The 16,920-nt window shown below is 59.6% G+C and carries 16 protein-coding genes; 5 read left to right on the forward strand and 11 right to left on the reverse strand.

What is annotated here, in order from left to right; genetic code table 11:
• Positions 1–109 precede the first annotated feature (109 nt).
• Positions 110–1,012, reverse strand: coding sequence for a hypothetical protein (locus ET524_RS09230; protein WP_129425215.1), 903 nt, complete (start codon positions 1,010–1,012; stop codon positions 110–112).
• 586 nt (positions 1,013–1,598) lie between these two features.
• Here ET524_RS09230 and ET524_RS09235 point away from each other — a divergent pair.
• Entirely contained in the window at positions 1,599–3,155 is a 1,557-nt protein-coding gene (locus tag ET524_RS09235; protein WP_129425218.1) for a helix-turn-helix transcriptional regulator, read from the forward strand.
• 34 nt (positions 3,156–3,189) lie between these two features.
• On the opposite strand, the gene rhuM is transcribed toward ET524_RS09235, so the two are convergent.
• The 5 genes from rhuM to fucO all read right to left on the reverse strand — a co-directional run bounded on the left by rhuM (position 3,190) and on the right by fucO (position 9,213).
• Positions 3,190–4,125 carry a virulence protein RhuM/Fic/DOC family protein gene (rhuM, locus tag ET524_RS09240; RefSeq protein ID WP_236648298.1) on the reverse strand — a complete coding sequence of 312 codons (936 nt, stop codon included), beginning with the start codon at positions 4,123–4,125 and terminating at the stop codon, positions 3,190–3,192.
• A gap of 251 nt (positions 4,126–4,376) precedes the next feature.
• On the reverse strand, positions 4,377–5,150 hold the full coding sequence (locus ET524_RS09245; protein ID WP_129425220.1) for a cytochrome c3 family protein: 774 nt from the start codon (positions 5,148–5,150) through the stop codon (positions 4,377–4,379).
• 9 nt (positions 5,151–5,159) lie between these two features.
• Positions 5,160–6,944: an FAD-binding protein gene (locus ET524_RS09250; RefSeq protein ID WP_129425222.1), complete on the reverse strand. Its 1,785-nt coding sequence runs from the start codon at positions 6,942–6,944 to the stop codon at positions 5,160–5,162.
• A gap of 215 nt (positions 6,945–7,159) precedes the next feature.
• Positions 7,160–7,690: a TetR/AcrR family transcriptional regulator gene (locus ET524_RS09255; protein ID WP_161566671.1), complete on the reverse strand. Its 531-nt coding sequence runs from the start codon at positions 7,688–7,690 to the stop codon at positions 7,160–7,162.
• 359 nt (positions 7,691–8,049) lie between these two features.
• Entirely contained in the window at positions 8,050–9,213 is a 1,164-nt protein-coding gene (fucO, locus tag ET524_RS09260) for a lactaldehyde reductase (RefSeq protein WP_129425226.1), read from the reverse strand.
• Between the two features lie 659 nt (positions 9,214–9,872).
• Between fucO and ET524_RS09265 the strand changes: the two genes are divergently transcribed.
• Complete coding sequence (locus ET524_RS09265) at positions 9,873–10,184, forward strand: type II toxin-antitoxin system RelE/ParE family toxin (RefSeq protein WP_129425228.1); 312 nt, start codon at positions 9,873–9,875, stop codon at positions 10,182–10,184.
• A complete protein-coding gene (locus ET524_RS09270) occupies positions 10,177–10,461 on the forward strand; it encodes an addiction module antidote protein (RefSeq protein WP_129425230.1) in 285 nt (94 codons plus the stop codon). The genes ET524_RS09265 and ET524_RS09270 overlap by 8 nt, the downstream gene beginning before the upstream one ends.
• A gap of 168 nt (positions 10,462–10,629) precedes the next feature.
• Here the strand turns inward: ET524_RS09270 and ET524_RS09275 are convergent, their stop codons facing one another.
• The 4 genes from ET524_RS09275 to ET524_RS09290 form a co-directional block, all read right to left on the reverse strand.
• Entirely contained in the window at positions 10,630–11,130 is a 501-nt protein-coding gene (locus ET524_RS09275; RefSeq protein WP_129425232.1) for a cytochrome c3 family protein, read from the reverse strand.
• Positions 11,131–11,236: 106 nt separating this feature from the next.
• Entirely contained in the window at positions 11,237–12,058 is an 822-nt protein-coding gene (locus ET524_RS09280; RefSeq protein ID WP_129425234.1) for a hypothetical protein, read from the reverse strand.
• 347 nt (positions 12,059–12,405) lie between these two features.
• Positions 12,406–12,849, reverse strand: a complete 444-nt coding sequence (locus ET524_RS09285) for a hypothetical protein (protein ID WP_129425236.1) — start codon at positions 12,847–12,849, stop codon at positions 12,406–12,408.
• 20 nt (positions 12,850–12,869) lie between these two features.
• Positions 12,870–13,064, reverse strand: a complete 195-nt coding sequence (locus ET524_RS09290) for a TetR/AcrR family transcriptional regulator (protein WP_129425238.1) — start codon at positions 13,062–13,064, stop codon at positions 12,870–12,872.
• 353 nt (positions 13,065–13,417) lie between these two features.
• Between ET524_RS09290 and ET524_RS12050 the strand changes: the two genes are divergently transcribed.
• Positions 13,418–13,552: a hypothetical protein gene (locus tag ET524_RS12050; protein WP_269089550.1), complete on the forward strand. Its 135-nt coding sequence runs from the start codon at positions 13,418–13,420 to the stop codon at positions 13,550–13,552.
• Positions 13,553–14,183: 631 nt separating this feature from the next.
• Positions 14,184–14,567 (forward strand): AEC family transporter, encoded by a 384-nt coding sequence (locus ET524_RS09300; RefSeq protein ID WP_236648299.1) that lies wholly within the window; start codon positions 14,184–14,186, stop codon positions 14,565–14,567.
• Between the two features lie 1,474 nt (positions 14,568–16,041).
• Here ET524_RS09300 and ET524_RS09305 read toward each other — a convergent pair.
• On the reverse strand, positions 16,042–16,920 hold the full coding sequence (locus tag ET524_RS09305) for a dimethyl sulfoxide reductase anchor subunit family protein (RefSeq protein ID WP_129425244.1): 879 nt from the start codon (positions 16,918–16,920) through the stop codon (positions 16,042–16,044).

A 16,920-nucleotide genomic window follows, 5' to 3' on the forward strand; every position in this document is an offset into this window, starting at 1 on the left:
GCGCGGGCAGGAAGACGAAGCGCGAACAGCTCAGTTGGCAAAAACAAAGTGCGCCCTGCCCTTTTCAACTGAACCCATGCTTCGCAAGGCGTCCCGCGCTTCCCAAGCGCTATCGAGCGTTCGCGGTCTGCCGCTTGTGCGCCTCCAGCATCTGCTTGCCTGCGTCGGTTGCAACCCAGGCCCCTCTCCAAACCAACGCCCCGGCCTTGTCGAGCTTGTCGACGAAGAAGTCGGGCGAAAGCTTGTGATGATCTGCCACGATGTCCTGGGAAAGCCCGGGCGTGGCCTTGAAAAACGCTTCGATTTCAGGGAATTTGCGCGGTGTGGAGCAGAAGTCCAGCACGGCGAAGTAGGTGTCGCGGCGGTGCGGGCGCAGGGATAGCTGCGCCTCGATGCGGCGCTCGGGAGCCAGCAGGCGCACGGCCTCGCGGCCCGCGTCGGTGGCTTCGATGCGGTACGTGGCCACCAGGTCGTCGGCCTCGTCGGCGGTAAGGTTCGCCAGCTGCTCGGCCGTGACGGGGTTGCCCGCCTCGTCGAGCGGCGTTTGAGAAAGGCCGCCGGCGTCGGTGGGCATGCCGATCATGGCGAACGGCGTTTGCATGATGTGGCTGTACACGAACTCGTCGGTGGCGGCGATGAAGTCTTCGACTTCGGTGAAATCGCGCGGCTGCTCGCAGAACGCCAGCGTTTTGTACAGCGCCTCGCGCAACGCGTTTTGCGAGCCGATGCACATGACCACGGCGTTCACGCGATCGGTGAACGTGGGCTCGTCGGGGAGTTCGTAGTCGGGGAGTTCGTAGTCGGCGGGTTCGGCGCCTTGCGCGATAGCGGCGGGCGTGAGCTCGGCGGCCGGGTCGAGTTGCGCGCCGGCGGCCGACGAGACGGCGGGCTTGTGCGCAGCGAAGCTGTCGGGCTCGCTTTCGCGCATATCCATAAGGTAGCCGCCTTCGGCATATTTCTCGTAGCTTGCCGGAACTTCGAACTTCGGCAGCGGCTTGTTCTTGATGTTCATGAATGCCCCCTTGCTTGAAGCGGCGCCTTCGCGCGGCGCGCTTGCAAACTGCCGCCCGCAGACCTGCGTCCGCGTGCGCCCTCCTCTATTCCGGTAGCGGGTACAGGCTCGCAGGCCCGTGTGCGCCGCAAAGGTTTTCGCAATCTCAAGCGCTGTCGTTCGCTTTCAATCGCCTCAACATCGGAACGGCATTTACCTTACGAATTTTGCAAAAGCCCTGCATAGAAACTAGTTAACTATGTTGCAGCACTCATATGGTCGCTTGTTAACTAATCGAAAATGGACGTGTCGGTTTAGAATACCGACAGCAAGAAACCCGGCGCAGGGAGAGGCGCCAGGGATATGACAAGGGGACAGGTCGTTTGTCATATGGCAGGTCGAAAACAGCGCTTGGGGCCGAGGAAACAGTTTGCCCCAAGCGGAAGTTCGGCTTTCGGCCACACCGCAGCAAGAAGACGAAACAGGGTTGCTAGCAACAGTCTACTGAAGCGAACAACATGACAAACGACCTGTCCCCTTGTCAGAAACGTTGCCAACACGTAAGGCGCGGGAGCTTCTCCCCGCCTTGTCCGCAAAGAGGGGGAATATGGCACAGCGGGAAAGCGCGGCACAGGAGAGCGTCGGGCGTCAAAACGAGGCGAGCCTGAGTGAGCGATTCTCGAAAGCGCTCGCGTCCATCGATCGGCAGGCGCCGACGCTTACGTATCTGGGCTTGGGGTGCTGGATCGCGTGGAACACCATCGCGTTTTCCGGGTCGTTCTGGCTGCACGAAACCGACAACAGCAGCATCGCGGAGAACCTCATGCTCGTGCACCTGCTGGCCTGCTTCGTCACGCTGGCCGCCGTTGCGCTGTTTTCCGACCGCTGTTCACGCTGGATAGCGAAGAACCGCACCACGCTCATCGGCGGCGTGGTTGCATGCGCAGGTACGCTGCTGCTGTGCAACGCGCGCGCTGAAGTCTTCGGCGAGGCATTCCCCCACGCGGGCCTTACCGTGTTGTTCACCAGCGGCTGCATCCTATCCGGCGCGGGCACCACCATGCTGTTTCTGTGCGCCGCGGCGCTGTTCGGCACGCTTGCGCCGCATCGCGCCCTGTATCGCCTGGCCGAGTGCACGCTATTCTCCATTGCAGTGTACTTCGTGCTGAACGGCTGCCCGCAACCAATTGCTGTGGCGGGATTCGTTGTGCTGCCGTTGCTGGGCGCGGGGCTGTTCTGCATCCGCCAGCGCGACGTGCGCGGCGAAAAGCAGGTGCTTTCCACGCCCGTGAAGCTGACGCGCAAGTTTTGGGTGCTGCTGCTTTCCATCGGGCTGTGCTCAACGGCGCTTGAGCTCATTCGCGCCTACGTGTTGATCAGCGCGCCGCCGTATTTCTCCATCGGCGCGAACGTCACCTCGCAGCTTATCGAGATTCCCCTGATGGCAGGCATCATGGCGGCCATTCTGCTCACGAAGTCGCGCCGCGACGGGTTCGCGAAACTGTATTCGGTTGCCGCATGCGCGCTGACGGTGCTGATCGTATGCATTGCCATGTTCTCGCTGAACACACCCGCCATAGCCGCCGGCGCCTGGGTGGTGTGCACGTGCTACAACATGGTGGTGTGGGCCATGCTGTACTATCTGGTGTACCAGTGGCGCGCCGGGGCGCTGCGCATCATGGCGCTTGGCAATGCCGCGCTGTCCGGCGGCACGCTGGTGGCCAGCCTGTTGGCCATGGCGTATCAGGCGTCGCACATTTCCGACAGCGCCATGCGTATCATCATCGCCGTCATCGGCCTTGCGGTGCTGGTAGACGTGCTGTTCGTATTCTCCGAGAAGCAAATCAACGGCATGCTGCTGCCCGTCGACGAGGGCAGCGAGGACGCAACAGCAGGCGAAGGCGGCGCGCAAGGCGCGGCCAAGCAGCCCGGCAAATGGAAGCTTGCCTGCGAAGAAGTGGCGAAGGGCGCCGGACTTTCCGTCCGCGAAACCGAGGTGTTCCTAAGCCTTGCCCGCGGCCGCACCGCGCAAGAAATCGCTGAGCGCGAGGTGGTGTCAATTTACACCGTACGCGCCCACACGCGCTCGATCTACGCGAAACTAGATGTTCACAGCAAGAAAGAACTCACCGCCCTGGTGCAAAAGCACGTTGACGAGGGGTAGAGCTACGATTTCCATAGGCCATAGCAGCTAAGTATTAGCGACCGCCCTTTGTTGACAAGAAGCTCATGGCCAAAGCCACCATCGCCTCTTTCTCTTTAGGCTGAGATTCAGCAATCATGATAGTCAAGGCAACGAGCGCGCCATCGGAGATGCACTTCGTCCCATTCGCAAATAGGGCGCCATTGACATGAAGGAAATAGAGAAACAAAGCTGCCGCAATACGCTTATTCCCATCATGGAAAGAATGATTTTTCACAATAAAGTATAGAAGGTTTGACGCTTTCTCTTCCAGACTCGGATAGAGCTCTCGACCATCAAAACTTTGGTATATTGCAGCAATACTCGACTTGAACGACTCGTCCTTTTCAGACCCGAATAAATCACTCTCAGCCGAAAACGACATGGAATCAATCAATTTTCGGCATTCTTCATAATTAAGGATATATATCGTTTTCCGGCCCTTTGGCTTAAGAATTCGCTGGTGATCATAGTCATCCAGCAGCGTCAGCGCATTCGTATAGGCTTTAACAACCGCCAAGATATCGGTTGATTCAAGAGACTCAGGGATACGTTCCATCACCTGCACGATTTGACCCAATTGTGCAAGCCGCTTCTTATTCTCTGCATATCCCGTAATGACATACTGCCTCAACACCTCGGTTGCCCATCGACGAAACTCCACGCCGCGCTTTGACTTCACGCGGTAGCCGACGGAAATAGCTACATCGAGGTCGTAAAAAGCCACCGGTTTATCCGATTGTGCAATGTGCAAATAATGCACATTACTTTCCTTATCAAGTTCCCCGTCCTTAAAAATATTGCTGACATGGCGCGATATCACGCTTCGATCTTTTTCGAAAAGCGAAGCCATCTGATGCTGCGTCAGCCAAACAGTATCCCCATCAAACTCAACATCAAGACGGATTTCCTCATCAGCCGACTCAAATACCACGATATCGCCCAGTCTCAATCACTTCTCCTCTCCTTATGAAATATTTGTTCTATTATAATCAGTACATACGTTTGTGTCAACCCATATCAAAATACAGCAGCAAGATTTGCCCAACCACCAGCCAATCTTGTATACCAAGTGAACCCAACGAAAAAGCCCCGCCGAGAGCTCGGCGGGGCTTGAGGAGGGGGTATGGGGTTGGGGGACGGCGATGCCCTTGCTTTCGAATTCGTTCACGCTCGCGTGGCGCGCATCGCCGGCAGGGTTGGTTATTCGCTTACGGCAGCGGGCTCAAGCGCCTCGGCTTCCTTGTAGCTGACCCAGCCATCGGGGATGGTGGCGTCGCTGTGGCACTTGCTGCAGTACACCGTGGATGCGCGGTGCGCCTTGTGGCACTCGTTGCAATCGACCTCGCCGTGCTCCTCGACGTGCGGGTTGCGCTTCATGTAGCTCGTCTTCTCGATCAGGTCGTCGCGCGTCATGGCGGAACCGTCGTCGTTGGCATGGCAACCGGAGTTCAGGCAGAACGCCTCGCTGGCAATGCCGCGAGCCGCCGTCAGATCCGAAAGCGCCTTCTCTTCAGGCACGAAGCGCTCGTCGGTGGTCTGGACGACCTCGTAGCTGCCCGTCAGCCAGCCGATACCCTCGGTGACCTGCTCGGACATCTGCGGCACGTGACACTGCACGCACGTGATGCCTTCCTGGGCGTGCACGGGGGCCAGCATGCTCGATGCATCGGCCACCTCGTTGCCCCACTTGTCCGTGGCCGACTCGCCCGGCGTGGCTTCGTACGTGGTCAGATAGCCGTCCATGGGCGTGTGGCAGATAGCGTTGCAGAAGCTGGGCTGGTCGTGCCATACCATGAAGCCGGCGCCGGCTACAACCACAACGGCCGCAACCACGCCGATGATCACCGGCACCTTGCGGTTTTTGCGCTTGGCCGAAGGGGTGCCTGCGCCAGCGGCTGCAACACCGGCGGCCTGCTGCTCGCCAGCCGTTTCACCTGCGGAAACGTTTTCCTCAATCGTGTTGTTCTCGCTCATGGCAGCTCCTTACTTGCCCGCAGCGGCATTCTCGCCGGCAATCTTACCGAACACCATGCACATGCCGCACGACAGGCCCTTGAGCGAGATGGGGTACTGCACGTTGAAGCGGCCGCCCTGCGGGGCGCCGGCCACGTACAGGCCCGGGATAACCTCACGATCGGTGTTGTACACGTGGCAATCGCTGTCGGACTCAAGGCCGCCCAGGTTCGCCAGCGTCAGGGCAACGCCGCACTCGGCCGCGTAGAACGGGCCGTTTTCCAGGGCGAACAGGCGCTTAGCTGATTTGCCGAAGTCTTCGTCGAAGCCGGCCTTGCACAGCTCGTTGTAGCGCTCGATGGCGGCCTTGGCCTTCGTGGCGTCCATGCCGTCGATCTTCGCCAGCAGCTCATTAATGGTGTCGGCCTTCACGCAGCGACCCTCGGACACGGCGGCCTCGATGTCCTCGGGGCAGCGCACGTTGATCTTCAGGCCGGCCGGCGTCCAGTCGGGCAGCGGCTCGTCGCGGTAGATGCACGCGATGCCATGCGCAGCCGGGAAGTACTTCAGCTGCTCAGGCCACGAAGCGTCGAAGAACTGGTACGCCTTGCGCTGCGGCTGCAGCTCCACCTGGTTTTCCAGCTGCTGACCAGGCACGTCTTCGTTCATGAAGCGCTCGCCGCGCAGGTTCAGCATCAGGAAACCATTGTTGCCGATAACGCCGCGGCCGTCGGAACCGGCGCCGCCGCCCATGTGATGGATCATCGGGGCGTGCCACTGCTCGATTGCGGCACCTGCCCACACGCCCATCTTGTGACCGTCGCCGATGTTGGTGTAGTTGCCCTGCGCGTCCAGGTCAAGCGACAGAATCTGGTTGCCGTTCTCTACGCACGCCGGTGCGAAATACTTCATCATGTCCTCGTTGGCCAGGTAATCGCCCGTGCACAGGATGACGCTTTTCGCGTTGATCTTCAGGTACTTGTTCGCGCTGGTATCCTGCGCGTAAATGCCGGTCACGGAACCGTCGTCGGCCGTGATGAGTTTGACGCCCTTCGTGTTGTAGCGCACTTCGGCGCCCGCGGCCTCGGCCATCTTCAGGTTGTCGGCCATAGCCGTGGCCAGGCTGGCGAAGCCCACCGACGTCGGGTAGCAGGGCATGTCTTCCTGCGTGTAATCGTACTCGTCCAGCATCGGGTAGAAGTACGGGTACAGGTAGTGCGCGCGATTGGCCTCGGGCACTTCCTCGTAAGACTCGGACGCAATGTACATATCCGGGCAACCCTGCACGAACCAGTCAAGCGCCTTGCCCGACTCGTCGCAGTAGCGGCTGATGATGCCGAAGTTCGAGTGGTGGCTGCCTTCCTCCATGTGCATGTTCACCACCATGTGCTTGTCAAGGAAGCCGTCGCCGCGGCCCCACTTCGCCATGGTTTCGCCACCCAGGATGGCCATATCGCTGGCCACGCTGTTGAGCTGGGCAGACGCCTCGATTGCGATAACTTTCGCGCCCGCTTCGGCAGCGGCGCGCGTGGCAGGGACGCCCGCAGCGCCCAGGCCCACAACCACAACGTCGGCCTCAAGCGTTTCGGCAACGTCGCTGTCGGAAATCGAAGGCGCCTCACCCAGCCACGGCATAACGCCCGTGCCGTCGTAGCCGACCGTCTGGCCGTTGGCCGAACCCGTGCCGGAGCCGGCGCCGCCCGCAACGCCGACCACCTTCGGCGCGCAACCCGTCAGGCCTGCGCCCGCAAGAGCGGCGCTGATGGCGGCCGCGCCCGTCAGGAAGCCGCGGCGGCTGATTCCCTTGTTGTCCATGCTGTTCCTCCCGTAAGGTCAAAAGATGCCGGGTTTGACCCTGCCCGGCCTTGCGAGGGAAAGTATAGAAAGCCCGCAAGCGGCGCAAAATTGACGGTGAGCGCTTTTCGTATGGGAAGAAGTTAACTTTTTCATCGAATGGTAAAGCTATTTATGCTTGAAAAAGAATAATACGGACAACTTCTGGCAATTTGCGGAACGGGAGAAGACGAACGCTACTGAAAATACTTCGCAATCCCGGCCGGGATGCACAGCGAAATCAATTCGACCAGCTGCTCGTTAGAGAAGTCCATGCCCTGATCGAACCAATGGCGCGTACAACCGGCGCAACCCTTCGAGAAAAAGTCCAGACAAAAGCCCACGGCGCCTTCATCCGGCGCGCCGCACACGCGCACGCGCTTTCCATAAGCATCGCGCAGCGCGTGGTGCATCACGCGGTACAAGCTGTTCACGTCTTGCGAGGTGAACCCGTTGCGCAAAAACGTTTTGCGCTGGCGGCACCGCGTCAGGAAATCAAGGTAGCATTCGCCAAACGGCGCAAGCGTGGTCATACGGTCGAACTGCTGGGAGAACATGTCGCGGAAGCAATACTCCATCAGGTCATACTTATCAGTGAAGTGATGGTAAAACGTCTGCTTGCTCACGCCTGCCAAGGCAACGATCTCGGAAACGCGCACCTGATCAAGCGGCTTTTGCTCCATAAGCTGCTCAAGCGCGCCGGCAAGCTGCCGCTTCGATTCCGCCATGTTCGCCCCTTTCGTTAGACCGCACTCCAACGCGCATAGCATAGCGCAAACCAGCCAGGTTCAATGTAACGGAAAGATTTCGAAGCGGCTCGCTTTTTCAAGAACAAGAAAAGCCGAAACAAGACAATCCCAGCAGGCCATCGCGCCCCTTTAGTAGCACGCAATGGCGGGTAGGTAGAGGGACCGAGGCGCAAAACGGATTCGCCAAAATAAGAGACGGCGGATACGGAGCGAACCCACCAAACGAAAGGACCCTTATCCCCTACCCCACTTTGGCAACATCAGCCCTACCCAGCGCAGCAGAAAAGCTGCCGCGCCACCATCCAGCAGCGCGGCACTCGATACCGAAGCGTCAGACCTTACGCCATGATCTTGCGGAACAGCTCGACCACCTGGTCGTGATCTGCCTCGCGCGGGTTGCCCGGGAAGCAAGCATCGGCCATGGCGTCGCTTGCCAGCTGATCAAGATCTTCGGCAACCAAACCTGCACACGTATGGGGAATCTCCACGTCGGCAGACAGCTGACGCACTGCCGCAATGGCGGCATCGGCAGCCTCTTCCGCGCTCATGCCCGCAACGTCGACGCCCATCGCGCGCGCCACATCAGCCAAACGCTCGGCAGCAACCGGCTTGTTGAATTCCATAGCAACCGGCAGAAGCATTGCGCACGCCACGCCATGTGGCGTGTCGTAGTGCGCGGACAGCGTATGAGCCATAGCGTGATCGATGCCCAAGCCCACGTTCGAGAAGCCCATGCCAGCCACATACTGGCCAAGCGCCATGCCTTCACGACCCTCACCAGGCTTACCGCTTTTCGCCTCAGCGTATGCCGCACGCAGATTCTTCGAAATCAGCTCAATGGCCTTCAAATGGAACATGTCGGACAGCTCCCACGCGCCTTGCGTGGTATAGCCCTCGATGGCATGCGTCAGCGCGTCCATGCCCGTAGCAGCAGTAAGGCCCGCAGGCATAGACGCCATCATGTCGGGGTCCACAACGGCCACATCGGGGATGTCGTTCACATCAACGCACACGAACTTGCGCACCTTTTCCGGGTCGGTTATGACGTAGTTGATGGTAACCTCGGCCGCCGTGCCTGCCGTGGTGGGAACGGCAATGGTAAACGTGGCATGATTCTTCGTGTCGGCCACGCCCTCAAGGGAAACAACGTCGGCAAATTCTGGATTCTCAACAATGATGCCGATGCCCTTCGCCGTGTCCATGGCCGAACCGCCGCCAACGGCCACGATCATGTCTGCACCCGAAGCCTTGAACGCATCCACGCCGTCCTGCACGTTTTTAATGGTAGGGTTGGGTTTGATCTGGTCATACAGCGCCCACGGAATGCCTGCGGCGTCAAGCTTATCCGTGACTTTGCCCACCACGCCGAATTTCACCAGGTCAGGATCAGAGCACACGAAGGCTTTTGCGAGCCCGCGACGCTGAATCTCCCCGGGAATCTCCCCGATTGCACCAGCACCATGATACGAGATGTTATTCAGCACGAAACGATTGACCGCCATAGCGGCACCCCCCTTTTTCTCGGCAGGCCAGCAGCGTTCCCTTTGCCAAGCCTGCACCTACAAGATAATTCCCAGTGTAACGCTGCCCACCGCCGCTCGCCCCCAAAATTGCCACGCTCACGGCTACAATTAGGTTACAAGAGCTTTCGCAGCAAACAACGAAGCGTCGAGATTTGAACAGATAGGGCAGACAAAGGTAGCGAAAGGAGACGGCCACCAAACGACCTGAAAACCCGCCCTAGATAAAAGTGCATCGCCCAGCCAAAGCCACTGGCCTTCCAGCTCTTCCATTTGCTTTAGGACGATACTACTACATTTTAACAGATTAATCGAACATTCGTGCGATTATTTGTGCTATACTTCCAATTGTCGAGCCAATGGGGGCGCGGCCGTATTTGCTAGCAAGCGGCCGTCCATGCGCAATCGCCTTACCACGCCCTCAAGATCCTCTTCAAATTGCAGAGCTGTATTTGCGAAACGGTGTCTCCGCCTTGGGACCTTGCGCCCAGTTGCCATACCCCTTGGCAAGCTAGCCGCGAAGCGACAACTCCCCTAGCGAAGTACATCCTCGCTACCGCGGAGCCTTGGCTTCAACGCGTCTCGCAGATTCGCAGCTCTTGCAGAACTGTATCCGATTAGATACACTTGAGGAGGAGCTCATGGAAGTTGTACCTAGTAAACGATTCAAGAAATGGCTTCTAAAATTACGAGACGCAGAGGCAAGGAACCTCATTTCATTTCGAATTCAAACCATTGCACGGCTTGGCACCCTTGTCGGGGATTGGAAATCAATTGAGGGAAAGATATTCGAGCTCCGTTTTCATCGGGGACCAGGCTATCGCGTCTACGGGGCGATAGAAGATGACACGTTTTTGATTCTTGCCGCCAAAGGAGCGAAAGCAACGCAAACAAGAGATATTGCTCTTGCAAAAAAGCTCGTGCGCGAATGGGAGGATGAGCAGAATGTCTAGCAAATTCACCAAATGGGATGTTAGCGATTATCTCAAGACCGAAGAGGATTACGCCCATTATCTAAATGCCGCCATCGAGGAAGGCGACCCCGACCTGCTGCAAATGGCTATTGGCGACATCGCGCGCGCTAAGGGGATGACCAGCGTAGCGGAAGACGCGGGACTTGGACGCGAAAGCCTTTACAAAGCCCTGCGCGCCGAAGCGAATCCTTCGTTCAAGACTATCGCGAAGGTGGCGAAAGCTTTGGGGTTGAAAATTACATTTGTGCCGGCATAAGACAATTTCCCGGCATAACGCCAAGGCCGGCAGCACCACGCCGCCGGCCTCAGTCTTCAAGTTCCGTTGTCGGTTCTGGATCTGCTCATCAGCCATTCTTTCGATGGGCAGCCCTTATGCAGATCGTCACAGCAGGACCTTAAGCCCCTAACATCAACCATTAGAAAGCTACTTCTGCAGCTCGTTCAGCTGGCCGTTTTCCACCTTATAGGTAGTGCCGTCGATGCTGACGTTCCAGCCGTTCGGAACGCTGGAATACGTGGCATCAAGATGACACTGCGTGCAGTAGAACTCGCTGGTTTCGTGCACCTTATGGCAATTGCCGCAAGCCACAACGCCGTGCTGACTCCAGTCATGCGGGTCGAATTCCTTGTCAGCCGTAGCAGCAGTCAAATCGTCAACCGTGTTGATGCCGTCATGGCAGCCGATGCGCAGGCAAAACTCGGCCGTAGCGAACTCACCCGAACGGCTTTCCAGCATCTGCGAGGACGAATCGAAGTTGTAGCTGCCAGAAACCCAGCTCATGCCTTCGGTCACCTGCTCGTCGATTTTCGCTTCGTGGCAGCTCAGGCGGTTCATGTCGGCATCGGCGCCATGGTATGCCGCCAGCATAGCGCTGCTGCCGCCATCTACCGGGCCGGCCTCGAAATCGGAAACGTACTTGCTCATGGGCGTATGGCACACGGTGCCGCAGAAACTGGGGCTGTTGTGTCACGCGAACATGCCGCACCCCGCCACAATAACTACCGCCACCACAACCGCAATCACGATGCGCTTACGGTTCATTCCACCTTTGTTCAGAGAGGAGCCCTGCATAGAAGCGTCCGTTTTCCCTGTATTCTCGCTCATATTCGACACCCTTTACTTTCCCGCCAGCGCACGGCCGGTCGCCCATGCGGCCGCCGGAATTCACGTGGTAGTCGAACTCGTCTTCGCCGCCCTCGTACGCTGCCAGGTTGGCCTCGTAGCACAGGTTCGGGTCGGGCGTGTGGTTCGTGATAGTGGTGCGCTCCACGTAGTACACGCCGTAATCGGCCGAGTAGCACAGGTTCAGCGTGCGCACGCCGTTCATGTTCACGTTGTGGAACTCGGCGGTGGTGCCGTCGGCGAACGTGACCTGCATCAGGTAGTTCTTCGGCATGCTGATGGTCTTGCCCGCCTGGTTCGTGTACGTGCGCTCGCCGTAATCGTAGACGAACGCCCAACCGGCGGACTGGCCGTCGGACAGCGTGCCCGAAAGCTGTTTGCCCGGATACGACGAGGTGTCCGACGTGCGGAACGTGAACTCCTTCACGTCCTTGCCCAGGCTGTTCGTCACCACGATGGGCGACACGTCGCCCGACGCGCTGCCGATCTGCGCGGAAAGGCCCTGCGCCTCGGCCACGGTGTCGGCGTTTTGATGCGAAATGCTCAACGTGTAGCGCATCGCCTGCACGGTGCAGTCGTTGCGCGCGTCAACTTGGTTGGTGTACGCGCTGTTGCCCAGCGTGGTCGGCGCGTAGCTGGTGTCGGCGGCAATGGCCGCGCCGGCGCCCATGCTCACCGCCAACGCAGCAGCAACGGTTGCACCCGCAACCGCTTTTCCCTTCTTGCTCATGCACCCTCCTTTTCAAATTACAGTCCCTACTTGCCTACGGCAATCAGGAACGGGTCGCGGTGACTGACGCACCGCTCCCAATCAGGGTCTGAACATGCCAGAGGGCATGTTCACCCTTTTCAAGTAACGGCTTTATGCCTCGAATGCCGGCCGCGCGCAAAACCCTTTGGGGAAGGAGGATCGCAACGGTGCGTTGGCTTTCCGCAGCCAGCGTTCTTGCAGGCCATCCTAGCCCGCGCCGGCGCGCAAAGCTATCGCACAAATTCACTTATTTTGACGTTTTACCTGATGAAAGGGTTGCGAGTTCCAATCGTAGCGCCCCGCCGCCCACCGAAACCCGCGAGACCCTACGCGCCAGCGGGTGCGGCGGGCAGTTCGTCTACGTGCAGCTCAGCGGCGGCTTTCACTAGCGCGTTCACGCCGCCGCCCACCGTGGCGGTGGCCAGCTTCGACAGATATTCCAGCGGCAGCTCGGAATCAAGCGCCACCCACTGGCTGAACAGGCCCAAGATGCCCGAGCTAAAATATGCCACGAACACCTCGAGGTACGGCCCAAGCGCTTTCGCCAGGCCCAACGAGTCCCGCTCCGCAAGAGCCTTCGCGAACATCGGGCGCATTTGCACGATAAGCGAAGGCAAGTCGACATGGCGCAGCACGTCGCTGTTGCGGCTGAAGTTCGCCAGCAGCGACGCACCCAGAGCCTCGTACAGCTTCGCCTCGTTCGTGCCACCCGGGTTTTTTCGCAGCGCTTCCTCAAGCTGGTCCACCACGTAGCGGCATTCTTCTTGCAAAAGCTCGCTGATCAGGTCTTCTATGGCGTGTAGTGCAGGTAGAACGTTTTGCGGTTGCGGTTGGCGCGCTGCGCGATTTCCGTCACCGTGATCTGCGACAGGTCCTTCTCGCTCAGAAGCTCGCGAAACGCCGCGCGTATGGCCTCGCGGCTGCGCTTCGACCGGCGGTCGATTTTCTTCCTTTCCGCAGCCTGCGCACGAACGACACTCTCCATTCCTCGCCCTCCCGATCGTCCCCTTAATTTCTACTAACGAGGATTAAGCCTCATTGTGGCGTAGTTGCAATTGTTTTATTCCGCATACGTCAGATACTGAACAGCGTGTAGTACCTGCTGCACAACCTGTTCAGAATTCAGGTGAGGAACATGAGAGCAACAGACCAGCTCAAGCGCGCGGCGCTTATGAAAACGATGGACTACCTGCTCGAGGACCCCGAGCACAACGTCACCACCATCATGGACATGCTTGACAAAGTGGCGCCGGCGCGCACTGCACTGACCTGCAGGAACAGGAGAGCGCCGAGCATCTGTGCGGCAAGTGCCGCACCTTCGCCGACGAGTGGGCGCCGGTGGCCGAGCGCATGTGGAACAACCCCGCCGACCCGCGCCGGCCCTACCGCGCCGACATCACCGCGAACATGGCCGACACCGACAAAGAAAAGCTCACCATCCAAGGCCGCACGTTCGAGAAGATGACGGAATAGAACGCGCCCGCCACACGCCCGCCATGCCCTCGCCGTCGACGCCAATGGCGAGGGCAACGCAAAACCAGCGGGGGCACGCGCCTCGCCAGCAACCGAGAAAACGAAATCCTTTCATTTTCTCGGCTATTTCTCAACATCCTAAAATCGATTTTCGTTTCGTCGAATTCGGCGTGAAATGTAAATGGCATTTCAGTTCCCAAGCGAATATGCCGGAAAACCCAACCCTCTCTACCAAGCGTAGGTTGCCGGAAGCTGTGCTTGGCCGCACAATGCTCTTTGTCAACAAGCAGTGAGACAAGCTGCCGCGCAAAACTTCCGTTAGTTTGTGTTTTAACGCAAACCAGCCAAATATCAAACAAACCTGGACCTTCATTTTCCCAGGTCAAACGTTTGTACTGCATTTAGCTACCCAAAGCAATCCCAGCATCATTTCACTCCCAAAAGTCAAACGAAATTAAAGTTTTGGGAGTGAAACGATGAGGGTATTTTGCACACGTGCCGTTCGCAGCGCGACTGCCGCTGCGGGCGTTCTCGCACCTGCCGTCAAATCCCATGGCGTTGCTGTGAATTCCTTGGCGCGTTGGCGCGGCCGGCCGGCGCCCGCCGTATGCTCGCATGCCATGGGACCGGGGTGTTTTTGGTGCCGCAATTTCTGTACGACCCGCTGAACATCGTCGGCCAAGCAGCCGTGCCCCTGATCCTGTGCGCGTTCGGCATGTCGCTGCGCGGCGCTCGCCCACTTGCCAGCCGCGAAGGTCGCCAGGCCACCTTCACGGCAGCCGCGCTGAAGAACGCGTTCATGCCAGCGGTGGCGTTTGCCCTGGCCAGCGCCATGGGATTCACCGGCCACGACCTGTACGCGTGCGTCGTGCTGGCCGCGCTGCCCTCCGCGCAAAACGTCTTCAACTACGCCGCGCGCTACAACGCCGGCACCACGTTCGCCCGCGACGGCGTACTGCTATCCACCATCTGCTCGCCAGTGTGCATCCTCGCGATCGCCCTGTTGCTGAGCTAGGAAGAGCGAACCGGCGACCGGCACCAGCGAAACCGCACGACGGCCGCCACGTCTAACGCTGGCACGCCCAGCACCGCCCACACCCAAACTCGCTCGAGTTTGGGGACTTGTTAGGCCGCCAACACGCACCCCCTCTATGCACACCACTCTGAACTGGGAAAACATGCGACCGTCATCCGCAAGGAACCACACCACCAACGTTAAGTCCCAAACTCGAGCGAGTTTGCGCAACGAGGAACGACCCCGTTGCTGCACGATGCCAGAACCGCCCGCCACCTCTGTCGCACCCAAAAATCGCTCATGTATGTGATTTAACTCGGTTAGGTGAAGTACAAGCTCCAGTCCTATTTACATAACCCCAGGTCAAAAGGTTGCGTGTCAAACGGCTACTCAACCGATTGCCAACAAATCACATACATGAGCGACTTTTCGCAGCAAGCGCGCGTTTCGCGGCACCGTGCGCCAGCCACGCCAAGCGTCAAGAGCGCGAAACGGCCCCTTCAGCTGAGGGGCTTTCCTGTTTGCTTGTCGAACAATCCGGTGGACGCTCGATGCGTTACGAACTTGTCAACGTTCGTCCAGACCAAACGCCTGCTGCTCGCCGCAGAACGCAAAACGGCCCCTTCCGCTTGGAGACATCCTGTTTGCAAGGGGGTTAGGGGAAGGAAGTCTCCAAGCGGAAGGGGGCACCATAGGTGGTGGGCCGGAAGATGCGAAGGAACCCGGCGAGCCGGGCCTGGTTTTCAAGAAACCGGCGCGCCGCCGGAATCGCGAAACGGCCGATCAGCCGCCTGTTTCCGGCCAACCTAACAAGAGGACAGGGCGGTTTCAAGCGGTCATCGCAACATCGATCAATGGCAGATGGCCTGCAATGGGATGCGACAGCAAAACCAGGTACGAGGCGATAACGGCCGTCAGGGACGGATGTTCCCTCCGCCGGGCCGCCGCAAGGACTGGCGTCAGTGAGCAACGGGGGTTGCCCGCCAGCCGCCGCTTTCCGTAGGGCGGAGCGAAAACTCCGCCCCTTCTAGGCAGCGCCCGAAGAGCGCGTCACCATCTTCCAGGGAGCGTGGACGACTTAATATGGTGTCGCGCCTCGCGCTCTCTTGCTGGGACCGAGCTCTCGCTCGGCCCTACGAGGAGCGAGCAGCAGGAGCCGGGCAGCAAAATCCAATCGTCTGCGAGTGGGACAAAGGGACTGTCCCTTTGTCCCACTCCTCGCTCCCTTTTGCGGGCCGGACGTCGCCATCGGGGATTCCGAAGAGTCAGCGAGGGTGCCCGAGGTGCCCAGGTTGCCCTGCCGAACGCGCCGGCGGCGTGTTCGATTCCTGCCTACGCGCCCGAGCGGGCGCGCCCAGCTCAGCTGGGATCGGCATTGGCCTTTCGGCCATGCCCGCGAAGCTGAAGGACAAGATGGGGCGCATCGGGCGGCCGCAGCGTCGGCCCCGTCCGCCGGCCGGCAGACCGGCGGAACTCAGTAGAACATGAACACGCTCAGGCCCATGTTGTAGAAGGCCACGCGCAGGCAGATGGCGCCGACGACGCCTGCCACCACGGCCACGGCGCCGAACGCCTTCCAAACCGCCGCGTCGCCCTTCTTGCGGGCAAGCACGCAGCACACCAGCGGCACCAGCGCGCCCACAACCACGGCACCCAGCCACAGAAGCGGCGCCTGTCCGGCCGCCGTCGCGGCCGCATTCGCCATCTCCTTCGTGGGCACAGTGGGGTCGAAATAATACCCCACCTGCGTAAACGCGCCGCCGCCCATCTGGATAACGGCCGCATACGCCGCCGTGCACGCGGCGCCCACGGCGGAACCCACCACAGCCGGCAGGCCGCACACGTCAACCGCGTCGCCCTTCGCGGCCAGCACCACGGCGCACGTGGCGGGCCCCAAAATGCACGCGGCGCCCACGATCGACAGCACCTCAAGCACGCTATTCCACACCGGGCGCGCCGCCATCATGTACGAATGCGCGCACACCGCGGCCAGCACCACCGAAATCGCGATGGCAACCCACGCCATCCACTTCGGCACGGTGCCGCCGTCGGCCGACTTGCGCGCCATGGCGAAAAACGCCACGGCCACCACCACGAACACGACGATCGCGATCAGCTCCTGCGTAATGCCGCTGGTCAAGTGCCCGAAACCGTTGAAGATGCGCTCCCAATGCTGCAGGTGGAAGAACACCGCCACGCCGGACGCCGCCAGAAGCACGCAGCTCAAAACCGTCAGCAGCTGCTGCGACTTCTTGCCCGCGCCCGCAAGCGCCAGCACGCCCTGGCAGCCGAACACGCCGGCCGACCAGGCCACCAGCGTGGTGAACAAAATCAAAGGCCATTGCAATTCCAT

It is taken from the genome of Senegalimassilia faecalis, assembly GCF_004135645.1.
Lineage (GTDB): Bacteria > Actinomycetota > Coriobacteriia > Coriobacteriales > Eggerthellaceae > Senegalimassilia > Senegalimassilia faecalis.